The organism is Sorangium sp. So ce363, from assembly GCF_051520435.1.
GTDB classification, from domain to species: Bacteria; Myxococcota_A; Polyangia; order Polyangiales; family Polyangiaceae; genus Sorangium; species Sorangium cellulosum_B.
In genome coordinates, this window is record NZ_CP150333.1 from 9,833,254 (window position 1) to 9,850,248 (window position 16,995).

Genomic DNA, 16,995 nt, shown 5'->3' on the forward strand with positions numbered 1-16,995 from the left:
TCCGCTGCGGCGCCGCGCCCTCGACCGCGCTGCACCCCTGCCCCATCCTCTCGCCATGCTGCCGCCAGCCAGCGCACAGCCGGGCGACCTCCTCGCCCAGCGCTTCGTGATCGAGCGCCAGGCTGGCCGGGGCGGCATGGGCTTCGTCTACCGCGCCCTCGATCGCGCCCGCCGCGAGCCGGTCGCGCTCAAGCTCCTTGCGGGCGAGGGCGACCGCCAGGAAGAGCGCTTTGCCGCGGAGTGCCGCATCCTCGCCGGCCTGAGCCACGCTGGCATCGTGCGCTTCGTCGCCCAGGGGGTGACCGACGCGGGGCAGCGCTGGCTGGCCATGGAGTGGCTCGAGGGCGAGGACCTCGCCGCGCGGATCGCGCGCGCGGGCCTCGGCGTGGACGACAGCGTGGCCCTCGCCCTCGCCGCGGCCGAGGCGCTCGCCGCGGCGCACGCGCGCGGCGTGATCCACCGCGACATCAAGCCCTCGAACATCTTCCTTGTCGGCGGCGACCCGCGCCGCATCAAGCTCATCGACTTCGGCATCGCGCGCCTCAGCGGCGCGACGAGCCTGCACACCCGGACCGGCGTGGTGATGGGCACCCCGGGCTACCTGGCCCCGGAGCAGGCGCGCGGCGAGCGCGCCGATGCGCGCGCCGACGTCTTCGCGCTGGGGGCCGTGCTCTTCGAGTGCCTCACCGGCCGGCCGGCCTTCGCGGGGACGGACGTCCTCGCGGTGCTGGCGCGGCTGCTGATCGAGCCCGCGCCGCGGGTGCGCGAGCTCCGGCCCGACGTGCCGCCGGCGCTCGATGCGCTGGTCGCGCGCCTGCTCGCCAAGGACCCGGCGGCACGGCCAGCAAGCGCCGCCGAGGTCGCCGCGGCGCTGCGCGCGCTCGGGGCGCAGGGCGGCGAGCCGGCGCCGGTCCCCGGCGCGGCGCTCACCGCGGGGGAGCAGCGCGTGCTCTCGCTGGTCATGGCCGCGCCAGCGGACGCCGCCTGCGCGGCCGGCGGCGAGACGCTGCCCTCCGAGGTGCCGGCGGGCGCCGCCGGCGCGGCCGGCGAGACGCTGCCCTCCGAGGTGCCGGCGGCGCGGCGGCGGCGCCTCGAGGCCGCGATCTCCCGCCTCGGCGGCCGGGTGGACCAGCTCGCCGGCGGCGGGGTGCTGGTGAGCCTCCACAGCAAGGGGAGCGCGACCGATCAGGCCGCGCGCGCGGCCCGGTGCGCGATGGTGCTGGGGCCGCTGCTCGACGACAGCGGGGGCGCGGCGCGGATCGCGGTCGTCACCGGGCGCGCGGAGCTCACCGGGCAGACGCCGGTCGGGGATCTCATCGATCGCGCCGCCACCATGTTGGCCAGCGCGCGGCGCGCGGCAGGCGTCGCGATGCTCGACGAGGTGACTCGGGCGCTGCTCGACCCCCGCTTCGAGGTGCGGCGCGGCCCGGCCGGCTTCGAGCTCCACGGCGAGCGGGAGGCGGGCGGGGGCGCGCGCATGCTGCTCGGGCGAAAGAGCCCGTGCGTCGGCCGCGACCGCGAGATCCGCGCGCTCGTGGACCTCTTCGAGGAGTGCGCCGGCGAGGGGCTCGCCCGGGCGGCGCTGGTGACCGGGCCGCCGGGCATCGGCAAATCGCGCCTCTGCGACGAGGCGCTCCAGCGCATCCGCGCGCTCCGGCCCGACGTGGAGATCTGGACGGGCCGCGCCGACGTGGTGGGCGAGGGCGCGCCCTTCGGGGTGCTGGGCGAGGCCATCCGCTGCGCCAGCGGCGCGCTGGCCGGCGCGCCGCTCGGCGAGCGGCAGGCGCGGATCCGCGCGCGGGTCGCGCGGCGCGTGCCCGAGGCCGAGCAGCGCCGCGTCGCGGAGATGCTCGGCGAGATCGCGGGCGCGCCCTTCCCCGACGAGGAGAGCCCCGCCCTCCGCGCGGCGCGCCAGCACCCGGCGGCAATGGCGGAGCAGATCGGCCGCGCCTTCGAGGACTTCGTGGCCGCCGAGGTCGAGGCCCGGCCGATCCTGCTGGCGCTCGACGACCTGCACTGGGGCGACCTGCCCTCGGTGCGGCTCCTGGGTGAGGCGCTGCGCCGGCTCGAGGATCGGCCGCTCTTCGTGCTGGCGCTGGGGCGCCCCGAGGTGCACGAGCGCTTCCCCGGGCTGTGGGCCGAGCGCAGCGTCCAGGAGATCCGGCTCGCCCCGCTGCCGCGCCGCGCGGCCGAGCGGCTTGCCGTGCACGCGCTCGGCGACGCCGTGGGCGCGACCAGGATCGCCGAGCTTGTCGAGCGCGCGGCCGGCAACCCGTTCTATCTGGAGGAGCTCCTCCGCGCGGTCAGCGAGGGGCGGGGCGAGGCGCTGCCCGAGACCGTGCTGGCCATGGTGCACGCGCGGATCAGCGCGCTCGATCCGGCGGAGCGGCGGGTGCTGCGCGCGGCCAGCGTCTTCGGCGAGGTGTTCTGGGCCGGCGGGGCGCGGCGCCTGCTCGGCGGCGATCTCGCCCCGCAGGCCCAGGGCGGTCCCCCGCCCGGGCGCGATGACGTGACCCTGCCCGCGACGGGCGCGGCGGCCTGGGTGGGCGAGACGCTGCGCCTGCCCTGCGGCGAGCCCGCCTCGTCGGTGAGCGGAGCGCTCGCGTCGCTCGTCGCGCGGGAGGTGATCGAGCGCCGCGCCGAGAGCCGCTTTCCGGGCGAGGAGGAGCTGGCGTTCCGCCACGCGCTGCTGCGCGAGGGCGCGTACGCGACCCTGACCGACGCCGATCGCGCGCTCGGGCACAAGCTGGCCGCGGCGTGGCTCACGGCGGCGGGCGAGAGCGATCCCGGGGTGCTCGCCGAGCACCTGGAGCGCGGCGGCGAGCGCGCCCAGGCGGCGGCCCGCTACCTGGAGGCGGCGGCGCTGCTCCTGCGCGGGGGCGATACCGCGGGGGCGATCGAGCGCGCGGAGCGCGGCGTGCAGTGCGGCGCCGAGGGCGAGCTCCACGGGGCGCTGCGGCTCGTGCAGTGCGAGGCGCTCTCCTGGGTAAGGGAGAAGCATCGGGCGGGCGCTCTGGCGGAGCAGGTGCAGCGCCTCGCCCGACCCGGGAGCCGGAACTGGTGCCTGGCGACGGCCGAGATGCTCTGGAGCGCGCTGGAGGAGTGCGGCTCGGCGGAGCGCATCGAGCTGGTCTCTGGAGATCTCCTCGCGACGGACCCCGACCCCGAGGCGGCCGCAGCCTTCGCGGAAGCGTTGTATTTTGCCTGGTCGCGGCTGATGTTCGTGGAGCGACGTGAGCTGGCCGAGGCCTACGGCGCGCGGCTCGATCGCCTCGACGAATCGCTCGGCCGCCGAGATCTGCTTGTGTCCGGCCACCGGCGCCTGATGCAGGCGGAGGAGGCGCGCCTCGTTCGCGGTGACGGCTGGGCGGCGCTCCAGCTCGTGCGCCAGGCAGAGGCCGCGTTCGACGCGGCGGGGATGTGGTTGCCGGTGGAGTACGCGCGCGTGGGCATCGCCCAGGCCTACGTCGAGCTCGGGGTCCACGACCGCGCCGAGGAGATCCTGCGCACCCTCCTGCCCGAGGGGAGCTCCCGCGCCGACGTGAGCGGACGGATGGCCCGGTGGTGGCGCGCGGTCCTGCGCTGCGCGCGCGGCATGCTCGACGAGGCGATCACGGATATCGCCGACCTCGCCAGCGCCCTCGCGGCGCAGCAGGATCGGTTTTTCGAGGGGCTGACGCGCGTGCTGCACGCGAGCCTGCTCTGCCTGCGCGGCGACCTCGCCGCGGCCGAGCGCGAGGCGCTCGCGGCGATCGAGGGGTCCGTGATGCCCTCGCTGGCCGATGACTGGGCGAGAACGGTGCTCGCGCAGGTGAGGCTCGCCCAAGGCCGCGCCGCCGAGGCCGCGGCGATCACAGAGGACCTCGTGGCGCGCCTGCAAGCGATCGGGCTCAGGCCTCCGGAGGCGACCGAGCTCACGCTGGTGCACGCCGAGGCGCTCCACGCGACGGGGGCGACCGACGAGGCGCGCGCGGCCCTGGCGGCTGCGCGCGCAGACTTGCTCGCGCGCGCGGACCGGATCCCGGATGCTGAGATCCGGCGGTGCTTCCTCGAGAACGTCCCCGAGAACGCACGGCTGCTGGCGCTCGCGGAGGCGTGGCTCGGCTGAGGCCTCGGGCGCCGCGCAACCTCGGCGCCTCGGCGACGGTCGCCGACACCGAGCGCGGGATAAGCAAACCTCTCCTCATCGCCTGACGTCGATCCCTTTTTCTCTCAGGCGCCGGAGGATGTCCTGACCGTTCATCTCCCAGAGGTCACCAGGGTCGATCTCTTGCACCTGGCCGTCCCTCCCCTTCACAATCCACACCTCAATCTCGCGATTCTTTCTATCCCTGGCGGTGCCAATCGCGATGGACTCGACCTCAGCGAGACGAAATCCCTTCACGGTCGGCGCGAACCAGAACCCCGTGGTCTGCTCCAGCTTCTCGTCGTCGAGAACGACCCGATCCATCGCCAGCATCGGCGCGAAGAGGCCACCCGCTACCGCAGAAACCCCGAATGCGATCAAGGCAACCACCAGCGGCTGACGCCTCCACAGCAGGAGCGCGCCGATCGACGCGGCAAGCACCGCGACGGCGATCGCAATGCCGGGCACATAGCTTGGGAAGCTGTAGATCATGCTGTCTTACCTGACGGACCTCGCGTTCTACCGCGAGACCCGAGCGAATGTAAGAACGCCGAGCGCGCGATCCCACGGAAGCCCCCCGTGTCAGCTACGTCGGAGCGCGCAAGAGCACTTTCGCTGACGCAGCGCCGAGGACCAGGCCAGCGCCTGCGCCGAGGAGGCCCGAGATGCCGAGGCCCGCGCAGCCCAGGCTCGCGGCCAGGACCGCGACGCCGCTCGCCCCGAGCCAGGTCGATGCGGGCGCCGAGCCCCGGACGAGGCGGGCGCCGAGCCACACACCCGATGGAACGCCGACGCCCAGGCACAGGGCGGTGCACACGGAGAGGAGCGGCGCGTCCGCGCAGGCCGGAGCCACCCGGGCGACGGCGAGCCCCGCCAGGAGCGGCAGCGCGCCAGCGAGGAGCCCGTAGCGCACGGAGTCCGCCCCCACGGCCTGCTCGAACGCGAGCGCGATCTCCCGCGCGAGGAGGTGCTCCTCCTGCTCCCGCGCGAGGAGGTGCTCCTCCTGCGACGCCGCGCCATCCGGCTGTCCTGCCACGGACGCTTCGTCGAGGACCTCGCGGCAGCGGAAGGCCGGGCGGGATTCCTGACGCGCGGGATCAGCGCGCCTCGTGCTCGCGCCACGTGGTCAATGGTCGCAAGAATGCCCCTATCGCTCTCTTGCTTTTTTGCGCCTTGGCGCCCTGGCGTTCAATTCACATGCTCTCCTGTACTGGCTGTGGCGGGGAGATGCGTCTTTCAGGTGCACAGAGCGGCGTCGCGCGCCGCACCCGCCGGGGGAGCGCCGCGAGGGTGCGGCGCGCCGCGTCGCTTCTCACGCTGTTCGCCCGCTCTCGTGACCGTGGAGGATCGCTCCACGGCACGGGTCGTGATAGATCCGAGGGGCAACGGGAACTCCAGGGGCCGGTCTGTCCGGCGTGCGTGGCGCTGGGCGCATGCTCTCTACCTCGCGCTGCTCCCCTCGGCTTTCCCGCTCCGGGAGTCACCGGTCACGATCCTTCAGCTTGCGGATGGTTGGCATGAACAAGAACCGTTCTTCTCGATGGCTGTGCGGCACAACCTCGATCGCACTCGGGATCGCGGCCCTCTCCGGCTGCTCTGGCAAGGTGGACAAGGCTGACGATGGCCCGAGCGGCTCGTCGAGCGCGGGCGGCACGACGGGAGCGGGGGGCCATGGCGCCAGCGCCGGCGCAACGGGCGCCGGCGGGGCCGGCACGGGCAGCACGGGCGCTCTGGGCTCTGGTACGGGCGGCTCCGGCGACGGTGGCAACGGAGGCGCCGGGGCCGCCGGAGGCGCCGGAGGCGCTGGACCGAGCAGCTCCGGGGCTGGCGGTTCCAGCGACGGGTCGGGAGGCTCGAGCGGCAGCACCGGCAAGTTCGTCGGCAACATCACGACGAACGGCCAGGTGCGCGACGGCTTCATCCAGCACTGGAACCAGATCACGCCCGAGATCGAGGGCAAGTGGCCCTCTGTCGAGACGAGCCGCGGCGTTCGAGACTGGAGCAGGCTCGACGCGATCTACGAGTACGCGCAGGACAACGACATCCCCTTCATGCAGCACAGCTTCGTGTGGGGTGCCACGCAGGCGGCGTGGCTCACGAGGCTCCCCGCGGAGGAGCAGCGGCAGGCCGTGAGGGACTGGATGCAGGCGTTCTGCGAGCGGTACCCCGACACGAAGTACATCGTCGTCGTCAACGAGCCGCCACCCCACACCTTGCCTCCCTTCATGAACGCCATCGGAGGCGGCGGCGAGAGCGGCTATGACTGGATCGTCAACTCCTTCAAGTGGGCTCGCGAGTTCTGCCCGGACGCGACCTTGATCCTCAACGACTACAACAACATCGAGTATGAGAGCGATCACAACCACTTCGTCGAGATCGTGAAGGCGGCGCTGGAGGCGGGCGCCCCGATCGACGGCCTCGGCGCGGAGGCCCACGACGCGTACAAGATCGACACCAGCACCGTGAAGGGCTACATCGACAGGCTCGCCGCCACGGGCCTGCCCGTGTACATCACCGAGTACGACATCGACCTCGCGGACGACGACGAGCAGCGCAGGGTGATGGAGGAGCAGTTCCCGATGTTCTACAACCACAGCGCCGTCAAGGGCATCACCCTCTGGGGCTACGTCGTCGGCTCCACCTGGAGGGACCGCACGGGCCTCCTGTACCCGGACGGCACGATGCGGCCGGCAATGACCTGGCTGATGGACTTCCTCGGTCGCGGCGAGTGATCTCCCTCGCACGACCGTGCCGCGGCGCTCCTTGGCGCGCACGACCGTGACATAGGTCTCGGGGTCAGAGACGGCATCGCCGGGATGGTCAAGCACGACGCGGAGATCATCATCAGCGCGCCTCGTGCTCGCGCCAGAAGGCGAACGCCTCGTCCAGGTACACCTCCTTCGCGCCGTGGCCGAACGGGTGCTCGGCGACGCGCACGGGCCAGCCCGCGCCGCGCAGGACGCCGGCGAGGGCGTGAGCCGAGCCGCCCACCGTGTCGTGGGCGCCGAAGCCGATGTAGAACGGCCTCGGCGCGAGCGTCGAGAGCTCGGGCGTCGCGCGACCTCCTCCGCCGGACATCGCGCCGAACCCGTCGGCCTCGATCCCGCCGCGCAGCGCGAGCGCCGCGGCGAAGTACGCGCCCGACGACGAGCCGGCGACGTACACGCGCGAGAACGGGGCGCCGGCGATCGCCTCGAGCCTCCTCCGCTTCTCCGCGAACGCCGCGACGAGCGGAGCGGCGTGCTCGTCGTACGCCCGCCCGCCCGTCGGCCAGCCCCACCAGCTCGCGTAGCCCTTCGGCGCGAGGCCGACCTTGCCGCGCGGCATCAGCGCGGCGACGCCCGCGCGCCGTGCGGCGCGGGACACGACCGTCTCGAAGTTGGTCTTCTGCTGGCTCTCCTTCCCCGGCGGGACGATGCCGTGGAGATAGAGCAGCAGCGTCCGGGTCGGCGCGTCGGGCAGGACGTAGCAGGTCTCCTCGTCGAGCGCGTCGACGCCGTCGATGCACCAGTCCGTCTCGACGCGCGGCGGGCGCGCTCGGGGCCACGGCGCCGGCTCGGGGGGCGCGGTCGCGGCGGTGACGGCCGGGGTCGGCGCTGCCGGCACAGGGTCGGGCTCCGCTGGACCGAGCGCGGCGCCGTCGGGCGCCGGCGCGCGCGCGCTCCTCGGAGCGTCTGCCGTGTTGCTGCACGCGCAGAGCGCGACCGCGAGCGCGCCGAGCAACGCCGCGATCCACCGCGCCGCACCTCGAGACGGCGAGCCGCTGGCGCTGCGACCAGCGCTGGCCAGCGCGCCGCTCGCCGACCGCCGCCCCATCACCCCGCGCGCGCGTCGCTCACCGCGATCAGCGCCCCGAGCGCCGCCGCGCACACCGTCTCCGTGCGCAGCGTCAGCGCGCCGAGGCGAACCCGCTCGAACCCGAGCGCCGCGCACATCCCGAGCTCCTCCGGCGTGAACCCGCCCTCCGGCCCGACCGCGAACGCCGCCTCCATGCCCGGCGACAGCGCGGCCAGCCGCGCGCCGAGCGGCGTCTCCGCGTAGGGATCCAGGCACATCCCCAGCGCGCCGCCCTCCGTCGACGGCGCCGCCTGCGCCTCCGCGAGCGCCGCCGCGAGGCTCATCGGCGCCTCCACCCGGGGCGCGTCCCCGCGGCCGCACTGCCGCGCCGCCTCGACCGCGATCCGGCGCCAGCGCTGGCTCCTCTCCTCGGCGGGCCGCGCCACGCTCCGCGCCGAGATCGCCGGGATGATCCGCGTCGCCCCGAGCTCGGTCGCGTCGCGCACCACCGCGTCCATCTTGTCGCCCTTGCCCACGGCCTGGATCCACGTCACGCGCCGGCCTGGCCGCAGCGCGGCCGGGCGGGGCGCGTCGATGCGCGCCTCCGCCCCGCGGCGGCCGATCGACTCGAGCGTGGCCTCCGCCTCGACCCCGAGCTCCGGATCGAACACGACGAACCGATCCCCCTCGCGGAGGCGGTGCACCCGCACGACGTAGCTCGCCGCCTCGGGCGGCAGCGCGATCACGCCGGCCGCGATCGCGCCGAGCGGCACCCGCAAGAGCCCCGGGCCGCTCATCCCGGCGAGGACGCCGCGCCGCCCGGCGCGCGAAACAGGAGCGCCACCCAGCCCTCGCCGCCCGCGTCGCCCCGCCCCGCCCTGCGATCGCCGCCCGGCGACGCGGGATCCGGCCGGGTCGCGACGTGCTCGAGCGCGCGCGGCAGCGACGTGTACCGCGCGATCAGATCGTCGCGCTCGCTCTCGAGGATGCCCGACAGGATCAGCCAGCCGCCCGGATCGAGCACACGCGCGAGCTCCGGCGCCAAGGGCCGCAGCACCCGCGCCTCGATGTTCGCGACGACCCACGGGAACCGCCGCGTCACCCCCTCGACCACGCCGGCGCTCGCCTCGATGCGGCCCTCGAGGCCGTTGCGCGCCGCGTTCTCGAGCACCACCTCGATCACGTCCTCGTCGTTGTCGATCGCGACCGCCCGCTCCGCGCCGAGCACCAGCGCGACGAGCGCGAGGATGCCGCTGCCCGTGCCCACGTCGAGGAGCTCGCGGCCGCGGAGCTCCGCCGCGTGCTCGTCGAGGAGCTCCGCCACGAGCGCCGTCGTCGCATGGAGCCCCGTGCCGAACGCCCTGCCCGGCTCGAGCAGGAGCACCCGCTCGCCCTCGCGCTCGGGCGCGCGCTCCGCCCACGGCGGCACGACCGTGATCGTGGGCGTCAGCGCGAACGGCGCGAAGTGCTCCTTCCACGCGTCGCGCCAGGCGTCGCCCACCACCTCCTCGAGCCGCGCGGCGAGCGGCGGCGACTGCTCCCCGAGCGCCGCGATGGCCTCCATCGCCTCGCCGTGATCCTCGAAGCTGGCGACGAGCGTCACCTGGCCCGAGCGCGCGCCGCGGACGAGGGTCTGCTCGTCGCGCTGCTCGACGCCGCTGGCGCCCAGCTCGAAGAGCAGGGCGCCGATCTCGTCGGCCTCCGGCTCGGGGACATCGACTGCAACGAACGGGTATCGAGGCTCCACCTGGCTTGCTCCGTGACGGGCCGCCGGCCTGGAGAGCGGCCGCGGCGCGGACGGGAGCCTAACGAAATTCCCGCAGAGAGGCGCGGCCGATCGCGCGGAACCGCTGGAAGACGCGGAGCATTTTTAACGCCCCACATAGCGGCGCCGCGCCGGGACCGAGACGAGCACCTCGGAGCGCGCCGCCGGCGGCGGGACGCGCTCGCCGTCGTGGAGCACCATCGCCGTCAAGCGCCCCCCGTAGACCGCGCCCGTGTCGATGCCGGTCGCCCACGCGTGCATCTGCGGCTCGCTCCGCGCGTTGTGGCCGAACACCACGTGCGGCGGGCCCTGGTACGTCTGGCCCCACAGCGTCTTGCCCCCGCGGCGCTCGACCGGCTCGCCGTAGCGGCCGAGGCAGCGCACGTACATCAACGTGTGCGGATCCTGTCGCTCGATCGGCAGCCCGGGGATCAACCCTGCATGGACCACACGGAGCCCGTGCTCCGGCAGATCCAGCCAGTACGGCAGCGTCTCGAGCCACGCCCAGTCCCGCTTGCGCAGCTGCTGCGCGGTCTCCTTCGAGAGCTCCCCCAGCGGCTCGCCGCGAGGATCGCTCCGGCCGGCACGCCAGCGGAGCAGCCGATCCTCGTGGTTGCCCCGCACCGAGATCGCGCCGACCTCCCGGAGCAGATCGAGCGTTCCGCACGGATCAGGGCCGCGCACGATCAGATCGCCGACCATGACGACCCGATCGCCCGATACGAGGCCCACGTGCTCGATCAGCCGCGCCAGCTCATCCCGGCAGCCGTGAACGTCACCGATGATGATCGTGCGCGGCATCGCACACCCAACGTAGCAGGGACGCCCGTTCCATGGGGGGCGCCCAGGCCCGTCCGCGCGGACGCGGCAGGACCGCGCGGCCCCGCCGGCGAGCGCGCCGCGATCGCCACGCGCCGTGATCGGAATTTTACATGCAATTCAGGAGAGTTACGCGCCGGCCACCCGGACGGCGCCGCGCTGGGCCCTGGTCAGGCGCATTACGGGGAGTCGATCTTGGCGCGCTTCGGGATCACGACGATCCCGCCCTCGCTGACGAACCACTTCTTGCGGTCCTCCTCGAGGTTGAAGCCGATCTCGGCGCCGGCGGGGATCTCGACGTCCTTGTCGATGATGCAGCGGCGGAGCTTGACGTGGCGCCCGATCTTGACGTCCTCGAACAGCACGCACTCCTCGATGTGGCTGAAGGAGTTCACGCGGACCCGGTTCGAGAGCACGCTCCGGTGGATCCTGCCGCCGGAGATGATGCACCCGAGCGACACCAGGCTGTCCGTGGCGATGCCGACGCGCGCGTTCGCCTCGTCGCGGAAGACGAACTTGGCGGGCGGGTCGTGGCTGATCCCGGTCCGGATCGGCCAGCGCGGGTTGTAGAAATTGAACGCCGGCTGGATGCTCACGAGATCCATCTGGGCCGCCCAGTACGCGTCGATCGTCCCGATGTCGCGCCAGTACCCCGCGCCCTCGTCCTCGCCGGGGACGAGGTTCTCGTGGAAATCGTAGACGTAGACGCGGCTGCCGCTCTGGACCATGCGCGGGATGATGTCGCGCCCGAAATCGTGCGCGCTGTCCTCGGTCGCGGCGTCGTGCTCGAGGACGTCGAGCAGCGCCTTCGTCTTGAAGATGTAGTTGCCCATCGACGCGAGGCACATGCCCGGCCTGCCGGGCATGCTCGGCGGATCCTGCACCTTCTCGTGGAAGGCGAGGATGCGCCCCGACTCGTCGCACTCGATGACGCCGAAGGCCCGAGCCTCCTCCTTCGTCACCGGGATGGCGGCGACGGTCACCTCCGCGTCGCGCGACAGGTGATCGTGCAGCATCTGGCGCACGTCCATCTTGTAGACGTGGTCGCCGCCGAAGATGCAGAGGTGCTCGGGCGACTCGTCCGTGATGACGTGCTGGGTCTGGTAGACGGCGTCCGCCGACCCCTTGAACCAGCTCTTGCCCGTGCGCTGCTGCGCAGGGACGGTCTCGATGAAGCTGTCGAGCATCGGCGAGAGGCGCCAAGCTCGGGCGATGTGCTCGTCTAGCGACGCGCTCTTGTACTGCGTGAGGATCTTGATGCGGTGCAGCCCGGAGTTGACGAAGTTCGAGAGGACGATGTCGATGATCCGGTACCGGCCGCCGAACGGCACGGCCGGCTTCGCCCGATCGTGCGTCAACGGGCCGAGCCGGCGGCCCTCGCCGCCAGCAAGGATCATCACCAAAACCTTCGAGGCTTCGAAAGCGGTGCGCAGGGTCGTCTCGCGCATGGGACGGAGAGGGTACTCGATCGATGTTGCCATCGCGAAGAGCGGAAACACGTCCTTCGCGTATTCGAGGCAACCCCGGGACCGGGAGAACGCCGCGGAGGCCCGCGCAACCCAGCCTGGCGGCGCCGGGCGGAGCCCGGGCGGGTCGCGCCGCGCGCCTTGCCGAGCCCGCCTCTCACGCCCTCCTGCCCCGCGATCGGGCGGCGCCGGCAGCGGCCCGTCGCGCTCTACCGTCCTCCGCCCGCCCTCCGCCGCGGCGCGCTGCCGCGCGCTGCCGCGCGCCGATGCGCGACGAGGATCGATGAAGAGAGGGGGACGTCTCCGTTTCTCTTTACGATCGACTCGCGGCCGTGTTAGCCGTTTCCCGCCGTCGCGCGCGCATGCGAGAGGCGCCTGACCCGCACGCGGCGCACCGCTGTCCGAGGGCTATTCCAGCGCTGGATCTTTCCTGCTGGAGGTGCCCGTCACGCTGACCTTGGAGATGCCATGAACGCCCGATTCGGTCGAACCCTCCTCGCCGCCATCCTCCTCGTCGCGGGCACTTCAGGGTGCGGAACGGACGAGCAGCCCTACCAGGCAAAGCCCGCCTTCAGCGGCCGCAAAGCGACCCTGCCCGCGGTGCCGACGCTGCCCGCGAAGAACAAGAAGCAGGGCGACGCTTACACGGTCTGGGGCGTCACGCACGACCTCCGGAGCCGCGTCCACTTCGAGGAAGTGAACGGCAAGAAGCTCTCGATCGTCGGCTACATCGTCAAGACGAACCTGGCGGAGGCCCCCGCCTGTGCCGTGCACAAGACGGGCAAGGGTGACCCGCCGGACTGCAAGGCGCCGGTCCCCAGCTTCGCGATCGCCGACGAGAAGGGCGAGACGAAGGACATGGTCGAGGTCATGGGCTGGGCCTCGAACTTCGCGCAGATCTACAGCATGATCGAGGCGATCGACAAAGCGCCGCGCGGCAAGGAGGGCGAGGCGAAGCTCACGGACGAGTTCTGGGGCCAGGAGCTGCCGAACCCGATCCCGGCCGTCGGCGCGAAGGTCAAGGTCACCGGCACCTACGGCGTGACGTTCACGAAGTCGACCGGCGGCGCGGCGGCCAACCCGAAGTACGGCATCCTGTCCGCGGAGCAGATCGAGTACCTCGAGCCGCCGCCCGAGAAGGCCACCCTCCCCGGCATGAAGCGCAGGCCCTGACGCAGGCGGTGGCGGTGCGCCGTCGCGCCGCGCCGCTTCACGTCAGGATGGACCGGATCCCGCTGCTCGGCTCGGTCGCCGCCGACTCGAAGACGGCATCGACGAGCAGCCGCCGCGCCGACTCGTCGTCCGCTTCCCGGCGATCGACGCGCACCAGCGACGCCGGCGCCTGACGGATGATCGCGTCGAACACCTCCCGATCGAACCGGTACAGCTCCTCCCCCACGATCACGGCATACAGATGCGACGCCGCGCTCGTCGCCCGGAGCGAGCGCAGATCGCACTCGCGCACCGTCACCCCGAGCCGGGCCCCCGCCTCCCGGCACACGGCGACGAGCTCGGCAGGACAACCGGCCACGATCACGAGCGGAGCGGGCGGAGCGTTCGGGACCACAGCCCTGCGCGGCTTCGTACCGTCCTCCATAGGCGCCTCAGCGTAGGCCACGAGTCGAGTACGCCGGCAAGGGAATTGTTTCGTCAGGCACCACCGGCGAGCCCGTCTTTCTGCGCGAGACAGCGGCGATCAACGCACCCCCGCTCCCTGCTGGATGTGCCACCCCCGGCCCTCTGCCACGCCGATGAAACGGATCCGCCCCGACCGCTCCATATCGTCGACCAGCTCCTCCGCCTCGAGCTGCGAGATGTCGATCCGGTCACAGAGCACGTCCCGGAACCGGGTCTTGCCCTGCACGTAATCCTCGTCGATCAGCGGGCCGAGCGAGCCCGCCAGGATCTCGGCGGCCAGCTCGAGCGCTACCACGGGCGTGACCACGGTCTCGGCGGTCGTGCGGACGCTCTCGTCCGTCGTCTGGACGGCCGCGTCGCCCATCGTGACGCTCGCGTCGCCGGTGATGAGGGTGCCGTACTCGACGGTGCTCCGATCGGTCGTCATGACTCCACCTCGTCCGGGCTCGGGCGGGTCCGGGTGCCGCGCCCGCGCCAGGCTTCCTTCCTCGCTCATGGAGCGCGGGAGGCCCGAGCGGAAGCCGAGCGGAAGCCGAACGGAGGCCGAACGGAGACCGAGCGGAGGCCGACACCGCGAGGGCGCCTCCGGGGACGGCGATCCTGGCGGCGATTTCAGGCGGCAACCCGCCGAAGATCAGGGAAGCTACCGCTCCTGCCAGGCCCATCGCTCGAGGGGGGAGGCCCTGGGCCACGAGATCATGATGTCGTCCCGCGAGTACTCCCCATCACGCCCCAGCCGCACGGGGGCGGCGCGCACGCCGATGCCCCGCGCGCGGGGGCCGATCCCGTTCCAGCTCGTCGGTCGGGTGCTGCTCCACGCGATCCTCGTCGGCGTCACGGCCGGCATCGCCGGCTCGGTGTTCTTCGCCGCCCTCGAGCTCGCCGAGCACGAGCTCTTCATCGCGGTCACCGGCTACGAGCCGCTCCGCGCCAAGGGCGAGGCGGTGCTCTCGAGCGCGCACATCGGGGCGTTCCGGCCCTGGCTCGTCCTCGTCCTGCCGGCGTTCGGCGCCCTCGTCGGCGGGGTGCTCACGGCGAAGCTCGCGCCCGAGACCCGCGGCGGCGGCGGCGACGCCTTCATCCGGGCGTTCCACCACATGGGCGGCCACATCCGCAGCCGCGTCCCTGTGGTGAAGGCGCTCGCCTCCATCTTCACGCTCGGCTGCGGCGGGTCCGGCGGGCGCGAGGGGCCCACGATGCAGATCGGCGGCGCGATCGGCTCGATCATCGGGCGCGCCCTCCGGGTGGACACGCGCGAGCGGCGGATCCTGCTCATCGCCGGCGCGGCCGCGGGCATGGCGGCCGTGTTCCGGACGCCGCTCGGGGCCGCGCTCCTCGCCGTCGAGGTGCTGCACCGCGACGACTTCGAGGCCGACGCGCTCATCCCCTCCATCCTCGCGAGCGTCGTCTCGTACTCCGTCTTCATTTACTTCTTCGGCGAGTCGACCCTCTTCGCGCACGCGCCCCGCTACCCGTTCATCCCGAGCCACCTCCCCCTCTACGCCGCGCTCGCGCTCGTCGTCTCGCTCGTGGCCACGCTCTTCCTCCGGACGCTGCACGCCGTGGAGCACACGGTGCACCGGATCCCGCTGCCGCCCTGGGCGAAGCCCGCGCTCGGCGGCCTCGCGCTCGGCGCGCTCGTGACCCCGCTGCTCATGCTCCTCGGGCCGCGCTTCGACAGGCCGGGGGAGGGGTTCGGGATGCTGGGCGCGGGGTATGGCGCGGCCCAGATCGCGATCACGGGGGCCCCGTGGCTGCCCGGCGGGTGGACCGCGGTGCAGCTCCTGCTCGTGCTGCTCGCCACGAAGATCGTCGCGACCTCGCTCACCGTCGGCTCGGGCGGCAGCGCGGGGGACTTCGGCCCCTCGCTCGTGCTCGGCGCGCTCACGGGCGGGGCCTTCGGGCGCGCGGCGGAGCTCCTCCTCGGCGACCCGCGCATCGACCCCGGCGCGTTCGCGCTCGTCGGGATGGGCACGTTCTACGGCGGGATCGCGCACGTGCCGATCGCCTCGCTCGTCATGGTCTGCGAGCTCGCCGGCAGCTACGACCTGCTCGTGCCGCTCATGCTCTGCGAGGGCATCGCCTTCGTGGCGCTCAGGCACAGCACCCTGTACCGCGCGCAGGTCGCGACCAAGCGCGAGTCCCCGGCGCACCGGGGTGAGCTCATCGTCGACGTGCTCCGCAGCATCCGCGTCGCCGACATCGTCATCCGCAGCCGCCCGTTCGTGTCGTTCGAGGCGCGGACCCCCGCCTCGATCGTCGTCGAGCGCATCGCGGCGTGCGAGTGGCAGGACACCTTCCCCGTGCTCTCCGAGGACGGCAAGGTCGTCGGCACCATCGACGCCGAGATCCTGCGCGCCACCGCGACGAGCCCCGAGCTCTCGGGGCTCGCGATCGCGCACGACATGATGGCGAGCCCCGCCTCGGTCAGCGAAGCGGAGGACCTGCACCACGCGCTCCAGGTGCTGCTGGAGCTGCGCGTGCGAGAGCTCCTGGTCACCGACGCCGAGGGCAAGATCGTCGGCATCCTGGACGAATCCGACGTCACGCGCGCCTACCACGACGCGACGGCGGAGCTCGAGAGCGCGGGACAGTAGGAATCTCGGAACAGGCGACCGACGACGACGCAGGGCGGACGCATGGCGCGCTCGTCCTGGAAATTCGGGAATGGCCAACTTTCCCGCGCCCGCGCGTCCGCGCGGCCGACACGCGCGTGTCATGGGCGTGCGCGCGTGGATGTCCTGGTCGCGCCGCGCGCCCGATCGTGGTTCGGGCGTAATGACGCAAGCGTGCGGCCCCCACCGCTTTCGGGAGTCTCCTGAGCTTTCAATCTTGGATTCCACGCAGCGACGGAACGGAGCGCGTGGGGAATACTCTCGTTCATCCGGAGAATTCGGGGTCCGGAGAGCGCGAGGGAGAACGGCATGCTGGTCGATACGCTCGGGGGTCGGACGGTGCGGCGCAACGCAGAAGTACGAACACGATCGAGCGCGCCGAACAGCCGCGCCAAGCTCGTGGTCGTCGTGGACGACGAGCCGAACATCCAGGAGGTCGTGAGCATGATCTTGGAGAGCGAGGGCGGCTACGAGGTGCGCTGCGCCTCGAACGGCGAGGAGGCGCTGGCGTTGCTCGACCAGATCGCGCCGCCGGATCTGCTCGTCGTCGACATCATGATGCCGGTGATGGACGGCTGGGGCCTGCTCACGGCGCTCCGGCACAACGAGAAGACGGCCCGTATACCAGTCATTGTTTCATCCGCGTCTTCAAAACATGACGCGACGAGCCTCGGTGTCGCTCGGGTGCTGCCCAAGCCGATCGACTACGACGCCTTCCTCGCCGCGGTCGACGAGCTCACGCGCTCCAGAGAGCGGCAAATCCTCGACGCCGAGTAGGCCGAGTCGATC

At 72.8% G+C, this 16,995-nt stretch carries 14 protein-coding genes; 5 read left to right on the top strand and 9 right to left on the bottom strand.

Translation table 11 applies throughout. The features are described 5' to 3' along the window. The first annotated feature begins 55 nt into the window (after positions 1-55). Positions 56-4,108: a serine/threonine-protein kinase gene (locus WMF12_RS36940; RefSeq protein WP_437852803.1), complete on the top strand. Its 4,053-nt coding sequence runs from the start codon at positions 56-58 to the stop codon at positions 4,106-4,108. 75 nt (positions 4,109-4,183) lie between these two features. Here the strand turns inward: WMF12_RS36940 and WMF12_RS36945 are convergent, their stop codons facing one another. Both WMF12_RS36945 and WMF12_RS36950 read right to left on the bottom strand, forming a co-directional pair. Beyond that, positions 4,184-4,618 (bottom strand): hypothetical protein, encoded by a 435-nt coding sequence (locus tag WMF12_RS36945; protein ID WP_437852805.1) that lies wholly within the window; start codon positions 4,616-4,618, stop codon positions 4,184-4,186. Between the two features lie 94 nt (positions 4,619-4,712). Next, complete coding sequence (locus WMF12_RS36950; protein WP_437852807.1) at positions 4,713-5,162, bottom strand: hypothetical protein; 450 nt, start codon at positions 5,160-5,162, stop codon at positions 4,713-4,715. A 481-nt stretch (positions 5,163-5,643) separates the two neighbouring features. On the opposite strand from WMF12_RS36950, the gene WMF12_RS36955 reads away from it, so the two are divergent. Beyond that, positions 5,644-6,858 (top strand): endo-1,4-beta-xylanase, encoded by a 1,215-nt coding sequence (locus tag WMF12_RS36955; protein ID WP_437852809.1) that lies wholly within the window; start codon positions 5,644-5,646, stop codon positions 6,856-6,858. Positions 6,859-6,970: 112 nt separating this feature from the next. Here the strand turns inward: WMF12_RS36955 and WMF12_RS36960 are convergent, their stop codons facing one another. The 5 genes from WMF12_RS36960 to glgC all read right to left on the bottom strand — a co-directional run bounded on the left by WMF12_RS36960 (position 6,971) and on the right by glgC (position 11,935). After that, positions 6,971-7,849 carry an alpha/beta hydrolase gene (locus WMF12_RS36960; RefSeq protein WP_437852811.1) on the bottom strand — a complete coding sequence of 293 codons (879 nt, stop codon included), beginning with the start codon at positions 7,847-7,849 and terminating at the stop codon, positions 6,971-6,973. A gap of 92 nt (positions 7,850-7,941) precedes the next feature. After that, positions 7,942-8,700 (bottom strand): RsmE family RNA methyltransferase, encoded by a 759-nt coding sequence (locus WMF12_RS36965; protein ID WP_437741435.1) that lies wholly within the window; start codon positions 8,698-8,700, stop codon positions 7,942-7,944. Next, positions 8,697-9,650 carry a 50S ribosomal protein L11 methyltransferase gene (locus WMF12_RS36970; RefSeq protein WP_437852813.1) on the bottom strand — a complete coding sequence of 318 codons (954 nt, stop codon included), beginning with the start codon at positions 9,648-9,650 and terminating at the stop codon, positions 8,697-8,699. Before WMF12_RS36970 ends, WMF12_RS36965 begins: the two co-directional genes overlap by 4 nt. Positions 9,651-9,773: 123 nt before the next feature. After that, the gene (locus tag WMF12_RS36975) at positions 9,774-10,469 is read right to left on the bottom strand and encodes a metallophosphoesterase (protein ID WP_012239701.1); all 696 of its coding nucleotides are present in this window, start codon (positions 10,467-10,469) and stop codon (positions 9,774-9,776) included. A gap of 197 nt (positions 10,470-10,666) precedes the next feature. Continuing rightward, on the bottom strand, positions 10,667-11,935 hold the full coding sequence (glgC, locus tag WMF12_RS36980) for a glucose-1-phosphate adenylyltransferase (RefSeq protein ID WP_437741437.1): 1,269 nt from the start codon (positions 11,933-11,935) through the stop codon (positions 10,667-10,669). Between the two features lie 486 nt (positions 11,936-12,421). Between glgC and WMF12_RS36985 the strand changes: the two genes are divergently transcribed. After that, on the top strand, positions 12,422-13,126 hold the full coding sequence (locus tag WMF12_RS36985; protein WP_437852815.1) for a hypothetical protein: 705 nt from the start codon (positions 12,422-12,424) through the stop codon (positions 13,124-13,126). Between the two features lie 37 nt (positions 13,127-13,163). Here the strand turns inward: WMF12_RS36985 and WMF12_RS36990 are convergent, their stop codons facing one another. Then, positions 13,164-13,550, bottom strand: a complete 387-nt coding sequence (locus WMF12_RS36990; protein WP_437741439.1) for a hypothetical protein — start codon at positions 13,548-13,550, stop codon at positions 13,164-13,166. 99 nt (positions 13,551-13,649) lie between these two features. Then, a complete protein-coding gene (locus tag WMF12_RS36995; RefSeq protein WP_437544954.1) occupies positions 13,650-14,018 on the bottom strand; it encodes a hypothetical protein in 369 nt (122 codons plus the stop codon). Between the two features lie 271 nt (positions 14,019-14,289). On the opposite strand from WMF12_RS36995, the gene WMF12_RS37000 reads away from it, so the two are divergent. Beyond that, entirely contained in the window at positions 14,290-16,188 is a 1,899-nt protein-coding gene (locus WMF12_RS37000) for a chloride channel protein (RefSeq protein WP_437852817.1), read from the top strand. A gap of 327 nt (positions 16,189-16,515) precedes the next feature. After that, positions 16,516-16,983 (top strand): response regulator, encoded by a 468-nt coding sequence (locus WMF12_RS37005; protein WP_012239707.1) that lies wholly within the window; start codon positions 16,516-16,518, stop codon positions 16,981-16,983. Positions 16,984-16,995: the final 12 nt, after the last annotated feature.

Coding starts and splice junctions, on each gene's coding strand:
- WMF12_RS36940 (WP_437852803.1), top strand. CDS start 56: ATGCTGCCGCCAGCCAGCGCACAGCCGGGCGACCTCCTCGCCCAGCGC.
- WMF12_RS36945 (WP_437852805.1), bottom strand. CDS start 4,618: ATGATCTACAGCTTCCCAAGCTATGTGCCCGGCATTGCGATCGCCGTC.
- WMF12_RS36955 (WP_437852809.1), top strand. CDS start 5,644: ATGAACAAGAACCGTTCTTCTCGATGGCTGTGCGGCACAACCTCGATC.
- WMF12_RS36965 (WP_437741435.1), bottom strand. CDS start 8,700: ATGAGCGGCCCGGGGCTCTTGCGGGTGCCGCTCGGCGCGATCGCGGCC.
- WMF12_RS36975 (WP_012239701.1), bottom strand. CDS start 10,469: ATGCCGCGCACGATCATCATCGGTGACGTTCACGGCTGCCGGGATGAG.
- glgC (WP_437741437.1), bottom strand. CDS start 11,935: ATGCGCGAGACGACCCTGCGCACCGCTTTCGAAGCCTCGAAGGTTTTG.
- WMF12_RS36985 (WP_437852815.1), top strand. CDS start 12,422: ATGAACGCCCGATTCGGTCGAACCCTCCTCGCCGCCATCCTCCTCGTC.
- WMF12_RS36990 (WP_437741439.1), bottom strand. CDS start 13,550: ATGGAGGACGGTACGAAGCCGCGCAGGGCTGTGGTCCCGAACGCTCCG.
- WMF12_RS36995 (WP_437544954.1), bottom strand. CDS start 14,018: ATGACGACCGATCGGAGCACCGTCGAGTACGGCACCCTCATCACCGGC.
- WMF12_RS37000 (WP_437852817.1), top strand. CDS start 14,290: ATGATGTCGTCCCGCGAGTACTCCCCATCACGCCCCAGCCGCACGGGG.
- WMF12_RS37005 (WP_012239707.1), top strand. CDS start 16,516: ATGCTGGTCGATACGCTCGGGGGTCGGACGGTGCGGCGCAACGCAGAA.